The 244-nt window shown below is 37.7% G+C and carries 1 pseudogene; it reads left to right on the top strand.

The features are described from left to right. Positions 1–244 (top strand): annotated as a pseudogene (locus HMPREF2613_RS00675) (ATP-binding protein); the annotation flags it as partial.

Raw genomic sequence — 244 nt, 5'->3', positions numbered from 1 at the left:
CTTAGCTTAGCCATCAAAGGAGCCACGCAACTGAGTAAAATCATTGTCGATAGCGATGGCAACTACTATGCGGACGGTATGGACATGAGCTGGGTACAGAAGATGAAGGATGTGAAGATTGAGAGTGCAAAATATGATTCTTCTAAGAAAGCTAAGGATTTGCATAAAGAATACCAAAAAATCTTAGATAAGTTGCAAAATGGAAAAGAACTTAGCGATAAGGAGTTCCAAATTTTAGAATCTT

It is taken from the genome of Streptococcus sp. HMSC070B10, from assembly GCF_001808665.1.
Lineage (GTDB): Bacteria > Bacillota > Bacilli > Lactobacillales > Streptococcaceae > Streptococcus.
This window is presented reverse-complemented; position numbering and strand designations above follow the sequence as displayed.